Below are 6,654 nucleotides of genomic sequence, written 5' to 3'. Positions count from 1 at the left end.
GGCCCGCGCCACAATGGCGCCGGTGCTGCCGGTGGTGGCCGAACCGGGCTTGAACAGCACGCCGCGCACGCTGGAATTGGCCGTGGTGTTCAGCGTGAGGCTGGCGCCGTTGTGATATTCCATCGCCACCGGGTTGCCGGCAGGGCCGTGCAGCAGCGAGTCGGTGGGGGCGGTGGCCGCGCCCACGCCGGTGGTAAAAGTGAGGTTATTGAGGTCGAAGGCGAGGCCGAAGGGATTGGCCTGCACCGAGTTGTTGCTCATCAGGTCGTTCCAGATGGCGGGCGAGTCCCAGCCGTCGCCGTTGCGGTCCGAAATGGTATGGTCCGAAATCATGAACAGGCCGCCGCCGTTGCGCACGTAGTTCAGAATGGCCGTTTTCTCGGCCGCGGTGTAGCGCGTGTTGGGCTCATCGACGATGTAGGCGGCGTAGTTGCGCAGGTCCTGCGCGTTGCTGGCGTCGCCGTAGGTGATGCGGCCGCTACTGGGCAGGGTTTCGACCTGGTAGCCGCGCTTCACCAGCGCAATGCCCCACGAGGAGAGGGCGCCGGTCCAGTAGCCTTCGGGCGTGCTGGCCACCACGGTGCTTTGTGCCGGCGTGGGCAGGCGCTGGGGGCTGCCCGACACGTCGGCATCAATCACCCAGTCGGCGTTGCCGGCGGTTTGGGCTTTGGTGGCATCAAATAGGATTTTGACCGCTTGCTGAGCATGGGCCTGAGTGCCCGCAACCAAGCCAAAGGCAAGCGCTAAAGTGTAGCGAAGACGCATTTACGTGGGAATTATTAGAAAATAAAGCGTTAAAGATACAGAAATTAGCTGGATAGAAATATGAAAATAAAGAAGGCGCCGCCGAACCTGATTCGACAGCGCCTTCCGTTGCTTAGGGCCATTATTTGTTAATTCTGCCGAATCATGTCCGCCACCGCTTCTACCCAATAAGGCTCCGAGTTCAGCGAGGGCACCAGCTGCCAGTGCTTGCCGCCGGCTTCTTCAAACATCTCCTTGAATTCCTCGCCCACCTCGATGGTCGTTTCCAAGCAGTCGGCCACGAAGGCGGGGCTAAAGGCCAGCACGTTGTTGATGCCCTTGGCCGGGAATTCCTTGATGACTTCGTCGGTGTAGGGCTGCAGCCAGGGGTCGCGCAGGCGGCTTTGCAGGCGGCTCTGGAAGGTGACGGTGTACTGGTCGTCGCGCAGGCCCAGCTCTTTGGCCAGCAGGCGCGAGGTGGCGAAGCACTGCGCCCGGTAGCAGTAGCGGTTGTTTTTGTTGTAGCTGGCGCAGCAGGTGCCCAGCTTGCAGTAGCCCTTGAAGCTGCCCTTGAGCACGTGCCGCTCCGGAATGCCGTGGTAGCTGAATACCACGTGGTCGTAGTCGTGCTTGGCCATCTCGGCCTTGCCCCGGGCCGCGAAGCTGGCGATGAAGCCGGGGTCGTCGGCGAAGGTGCTGATGAAGCTAATGTTGGGCACTATCCACCAGTCTTTCACGATGTCCATCACCTTCTCCTGCACCGAGCCGGTGCTGGCCGAGGCATACTGCGGAAACAGCGGCAGCACGATGATGCGGTCCACGGCCGCGTCGCGCAGCTCCTCCAGCGCCTTTTCGATGCTGGGCTTCTGGTAGCGCATGCCGAATGCCACTACGTACTCCTTGCCCAGCACCTCCTTTAGCTTGGCTTGCAGGTCGAGCCCGTGGAAGAGCAGGGGGGAGCCTCGCTCGTCGTCCCAGAGCTGCTGGTAGATTTTGGCCGACTTGGGCGCCCGCAGCGGCACCACGAGGCCCTGAAACAGCGGATAGCGCACGGCGGCCGGCATATCAATCACGCGGCCATCGGTGAGGAATTCGTTGAGGTAGCGGCGCACGTCGGGCGTGCGGGGCGAGTCGGGCGTACCGAGGTTGACGAGCAGCACACCGATGCGGCGAGAAGGGGAGGCGGGAGAATTCATTAGGACAAAGTTCAGAAGCAATGCGCAGACGAAACCATGCGGCACGTCAGGCTAACAGTTGTTTGAGGTCATGGTTTGCCGCGGCGGTTTCGCGCCGTGTCCTTTTGTGCCGGCGCGGTAAACGGTTGGCGAAGCGGCTGGCACCCGGGCTCATTTTGGCCGCACCTAGCTTTTGCGCGTTGAAAGCCGTACCTTTGCGGCCCTGATTATCAAACCCATCCATCGTGAACCCCGAAACTAAACCCCACCGCGCCGGCTTCGTGAGCATCATTGGCAAGCCCAACGTGGGCAAGTCGACGCTGATGAATGCGCTGGTGGGCGAGCGGCTGAGCATCGTCACGAGCAAGGCCCAGACCACGCGCCACCGCATCCTGGGCATCCTCAACGGCGATGATTTCCAGCTGATTTATTCCGATACCCCCGGCATCATTCAGCCCAAATACGAGCTGCACAACGCCATGATGTCGTTCGTGTACTCGTCGCTCGAAGATGCCGACGTGGTGCTGTTCGTGACGGACATCTACGAGAAGCACGACGAGGAGCCCGTAGTGGAGCGCCTGCGCAAGATGGTGGACACGCCCATCATTTTGCTGGTGAACAAAATCGACCAGGCCGACCAGGCCGAAGTGGAAGCCAAGCTCGCCTACTGGAAAGAGCAGCTGCCCAACGCCGCCGAGGTGCTGCCCATCTCGGCCCTCAACCACTTCGGTACCGACGGCGTGCTGCAGCTGGTGCTGGAGCGCCTGCCCGTTCACCCGCCGTATTATCCGAAGGACGAACTAACCGACAAGCCCGAGCGTTTTTTCGCCGCCGAAATGGTGCGCGAGAAAATCTTCAAGCTCTACAAAAAGGAGATTCCCTACAGCTGCGAGGTTGTGATTGAAGAGTTTAAGGAAGAAGACGCCATTATTCGTATTCGCGGCATCATCTACGTGGAGCGCAGCTCCCAGAAGGGCATCGTTATCGGGCAGGGTGGCGAGGCACTGAAAAAAGTAGGTACCTGGGCACGCGAGGAAATGGAGAAATTCTTCCTGAAAAAAGTGTTCCTGGAGCTGCACGTGAAAGTGAACGAGAACTGGCGCACCGACGCGAAAGCTCTTTCGCGTTTCGGCTATCAATAATCGCCTGTCATCCTGAGCGCAGCGAAGGACCTTATCACCACTGAATAGTTTGCAGTAATCAAAACGGTGCAGACGTGATAAGGTCCTTCGCTGCGCTCAGGATGACAGAAGAAAAGACCTCCGACCATCTATAATTTAAATAACCCCGGGCACTGCCGAATCTAGGTCGGGTCGGCGGCTGGGGCCACATAACATGTCTAAGCAGAACACCATCGCCATCGTGGGGCGGCCCAACGTGGGCAAATCCACGCTTTTCAATCGCCTCGTGGGCCAGCGCAAGGCCATCATGGACAACGAGAGCGGCGTGACCCGCGACCGCCACTACGGCTACGGCGACTGGATTGGCAAGAACTTCACCGTGATTGACACGGGTGGCTACGTGCACAATTCGGAAGATATTTTCGAGGGCGAAATCAACAAGCAGGTGAAGCTGGCTATTGAAGAGGCCGACGTGGTACTCTTCATGGTGGATGCCGATGCCGGCGTGCACGGCCTCGATGAGGAGTTTGCTAACGTGCTGCGTCGCTACCAGGGCCAGAAGCCCATCTACATCGTGGCCAACAAGGCCGATACCAACCTGCGCGCCAACGGCGTGGGCGAGTTCTACGCGCTGGGCCTGGCCGCCGACGAAATCTTCGCCATCAGCAGCCAGAACGGCCACGGCACCGGCGAGCTGCTCGACGCCGTGGTGAGCCACTTCGAAGAAGCCGGCGAGGAAGAGCCCGAGTCGGAAATTCCGCGCATTGCCGTGGTGGGCCGCCCCAACGTGGGCAAGTCCAGCCTCGTGAACCTGCTGCTCGGTGAAGACCGCAGCATTGTAACCGACATTGCCGGCACCACCCGCGACTCCATCTCGGCCCGCTACAACGCCTTCGGCAACGAGTTTATCCTCGTGGACACGGCCGGCCTGCGCCGCAAAGCCAAGGTGAGCGAGGATATCGAATTCTACGCCAACATGCGCAGCCTGCGCGCGCTGGAAGAGTCCGACGTGTGCATCGTGATGCTGGACGCCACCCGTGGCATCGAGGCTCAGGACGTGAACATCATCACCCTGGCCGACAAAAACCGCAAGGGCATCGTCATCTTGGTGAACAAGTGGGACCTGGTGGAAGACAAGCAGACCAACACGGCCAAGGAGTTCGAGGCGAAAATCATGGAGAAGCTGGCGCCCATTGCGTATCCGCCCATCATTTTCGTGTCGGTGCTGAACAAGCAGCGCGTGCACAAGGCCATTGAAACGGCCATCGAGGTGTACCACAACAAGCGCCGTAAAATCCCGACCTCGCAGCTGAACGACGTGATGCTGAAGGAGATTGAGCGCTATGGCCCGCCGGCCATCAAGGGCAAGATGGTGCGCATTAAGTATGTGACGCAGCTGCCCACGCACAACCCGGTGTTTGCCTTCTTCTGCAACCTGCCGCAGTACGTAACGGCCAGCTACACCCGCTACCTCGAAAACCGCATGCGCGAGCAGTTCGATTTCAAAGGCGTGCCCATCGGGATTGTGTTCCGTAAAAAGTAGGCTGCCAGGTAGTAAGAGGCCGTCTTTATAAAAACTTCATAAATTTTTTATTCGGGTCGGGTTACCTCTACCGGGAGTTGGTATAAAGGCCCGAATCTGAAATTTTGGCTTGGCCGAAACGTCGGAAGTTGCTCGAAATCTCACCCCATAACAAAACCTCAAGATGAAAAAAGTATTGTTCCTCGCCCTGGCTGCTGCCTCGTTCTCGTTCACCGCTTGCGAAAGCAAGAAAGAAGAGGCTGTTGAGCAGCAGGCTGACAACGTAGAAGCTGCTGGCGAAGCCAAAGCTGACGCTATGGAAGACAAGGCTGACGCCGTACGTGACTCGGCCGACGCTAAGGCTGATGCCATGAACGACGCCGCTGACAAAATGGCTCCCGCCGGCGCTACCGAAACCACCACCACCACGACCGAGGTTAAGAAGTAATTCTTGCTGAGTTAGTATGAAAAAGGCCTCTCCGCATGCGGAGGGGCCTTTTTTTGTGTGCTGCACCTGCTTCGGACGTGCGGTGGCGCGCCGTGCAACAAGAGCTGTGCTGGGTTTATAGCTCGGTTTCGGGCAGGCCCAGGCGGTGGTTCAGGATGTTATCGACTACCTCGAACAGGCGGCGCGGCTCGTAGGTGCGCCAGGGCAGGTCGTCGAGCTGCCCGCCGAAGTTGACGTAGTTATCCACGTTGTACTGCTTCATTTCGCGCTGCACGTGCTCCAGGAAGTTGATGCCCGCAATCCAGCCGTCTTCCACGTCCTCGTACCACTCCTCGTAGTAAGAGTCATCGGAGCCGTGGAAGTTGAACACGTTCTCGCCGATGAGGATGAACTTGCGGATGCCTTCGTGGGTGAGAATATCAATGATATTCCGCTTGAGCTCCATTATGTCGTTTTCAATGGCGTCGTTCCACTCGCCGATGAATTCGAGCGCGGCAATGCCCAACTCGTAGTCGGCGAAGAGGATTTTGAAGAACAGCGTGTCCGACCCCAGGCTGTCCCACTGCGGGTGGATGTAATAGCCGTAAATCGTATTGGTGTAGGTGTCGAGGCTGTTTTCGGCCTCGAAGAGCGGCGAGCGCGGGTCTTCGGACGCCGAGTATTGCTCAATCCAGTTGTAGTGCGGCTCGATGGTGTGCATAAGCAGGAGGCACATGCTTTAGCTTGTGCCTCCCTAGAAACGCCTCAACGCCCGAATCGTTCGCCCGAAAAAATAAGCCCGTGAGGCACAAGCTGAAGCATGTGCTACGCCCGGGCATCGAGGGCGGCGCGCACGCTGCCGTGCTGCTTGAGCAGCGCTGCGGCCTCGGCCTGCCCAATGCCCAGCTCGTCCATCAGCATGCGTTCGCCGCGGTCTACAAGCTTAATGTTGGAGAGCTTCATGTCGACCATCTTGTTTCCACGCACGTAGCCCAGGCGAATGAAGGTGGCCGTAGTGAGCATGTTAAGCGTCATTTTCTGGGCCGAGCCGGCTTTCAAGCGGGTGCTGCCCGTGATGAACTCCGGCCCCGTTACCACCTCTACCGGAAACTCGGCCGCCGCTGCCACGGCCGAGCCAGCGTTACACACCACGCAGCCGGTAGCCAGGCCCGCCGCCCGGGCCCGCTGCAATCCGCCAATCACGTAGGGCGTGCGGCCCGAAGCGGCGATGCCCACTAGCACATCTTTGGCGCTGATGTCGTGCTGCTGCAGGTCAATCCAGGCTTGTTCGGCATCGTCCTCGGCGCCTTCCACGGCCACCCGAATGGCGCCGTCGCCGCCCGCCATGATGCCTACCACCATTTCGGCGGGCACGCCAAATGTGGGCGGGCACTCCGAGGCATCCACCACGCCCAGCCGCCCGCTGGTACCCGCGCCAATGTAGAACAGTCGGCCGCCCTCGCGCAGCCGGGCCACGGTGGCTTCCACCAATGCTTCAATCTGCGGCAGCGCTTTGGCTACCGTTTCGGGCACGGTGCGGTCGAGGCGGTTCATACCGGCCAGCAATTCGGTGGTGGAGAGGGTTTCGAGGTGGTTGAATTCGGAGGGCGCTTCGGTGGTCATCATAGCGTGTAGAATAAGCTTTAGCTTATTCGGAAATAGGGA

Annotated in this window: 6 protein-coding genes and 1 pseudogene; 3 read left to right on the top strand and 4 right to left on the bottom strand. The window is 59.5% G+C overall.

What is annotated here, in order from left to right; genetic code table 11:
* Positions 1-729: pseudogene (locus tag ACYVDE_RS00905) on the bottom strand (hydrolase); the annotation flags it as partial.
* A gap of 164 nt (positions 730-893) precedes the next feature.
* The gene (gene hemH, locus ACYVDE_RS00900) at positions 894-1,940 is read right to left on the bottom strand and encodes a ferrochelatase (protein ID WP_460499589.1); all 1,047 of its coding nucleotides are present in this window, start codon (positions 1,938-1,940) and stop codon (positions 894-896) included.
* 224 nt (positions 1,941-2,164) lie between these two features.
* Here hemH and era point away from each other — a divergent pair, with 224 nt between their 5' ends.
* From era to ACYVDE_RS00885, 3 genes are all read left to right on the top strand, one after another.
* Positions 2,165-3,061 (top strand): GTPase Era, encoded by an 897-nt coding sequence (era, locus tag ACYVDE_RS00895; RefSeq protein ID WP_305032952.1) that lies wholly within the window; start codon positions 2,165-2,167, stop codon positions 3,059-3,061.
* A 193-nt stretch (positions 3,062-3,254) separates the two neighbouring features.
* Positions 3,255-4,583, top strand: coding sequence for a ribosome biogenesis GTPase Der (der, locus tag ACYVDE_RS00890; RefSeq protein WP_460499588.1), 1,329 nt, complete (start codon positions 3,255-3,257; stop codon positions 4,581-4,583).
* Between the two features lie 163 nt (positions 4,584-4,746).
* Positions 4,747-5,010 (top strand): hypothetical protein, encoded by a 264-nt coding sequence (locus ACYVDE_RS00885; protein WP_460499587.1) that lies wholly within the window; start codon positions 4,747-4,749, stop codon positions 5,008-5,010.
* A 115-nt stretch (positions 5,011-5,125) separates the two neighbouring features.
* Here ACYVDE_RS00885 and ACYVDE_RS00880 read toward each other — a convergent pair whose 3' ends face one another.
* Together ACYVDE_RS00880 and murQ are read right to left on the bottom strand one after the other, a co-directional pair.
* Entirely contained in the window at positions 5,126-5,710 is a 585-nt protein-coding gene (locus tag ACYVDE_RS00880) for a hypothetical protein (protein ID WP_460499591.1), read from the bottom strand.
* A 104-nt stretch (positions 5,711-5,814) separates the two neighbouring features.
* On the bottom strand, positions 5,815-6,612 hold the full coding sequence (gene murQ / locus ACYVDE_RS00875; RefSeq protein WP_460499590.1) for an N-acetylmuramic acid 6-phosphate etherase: 798 nt from the start codon (positions 6,610-6,612) through the stop codon (positions 5,815-5,817).
* Positions 6,613-6,654 lie beyond the last annotated feature (42 nt).

The sequence above is a fragment of the Hymenobacter agri genome, assembly GCF_054778495.1.
This window is presented reverse-complemented; position numbering and strand designations above follow the sequence as displayed.

Coding starts and splice junctions, on each gene's coding strand:
- ACYVDE_RS00885 (WP_460499587.1), top strand. CDS start 4,747: ATGAAAAAAGTATTGTTCCTCGCCCTGGCTGCTGCCTCGTTCTCGTTC.
- hemH (WP_460499589.1), bottom strand. CDS start 1,940: ATGAATTCTCCCGCCTCCCCTTCTCGCCGCATCGGTGTGCTGCTCGTC.
- murQ (WP_460499590.1), bottom strand. CDS start 6,612: ATGACCACCGAAGCGCCCTCCGAATTCAACCACCTCGAAACCCTCTCC.
- ACYVDE_RS00880 (WP_460499591.1), bottom strand. CDS start 5,710: ATGCACACCATCGAGCCGCACTACAACTGGATTGAGCAATACTCGGCG.
- der (WP_460499588.1), top strand. CDS start 3,255: ATGTCTAAGCAGAACACCATCGCCATCGTGGGGCGGCCCAACGTGGGC.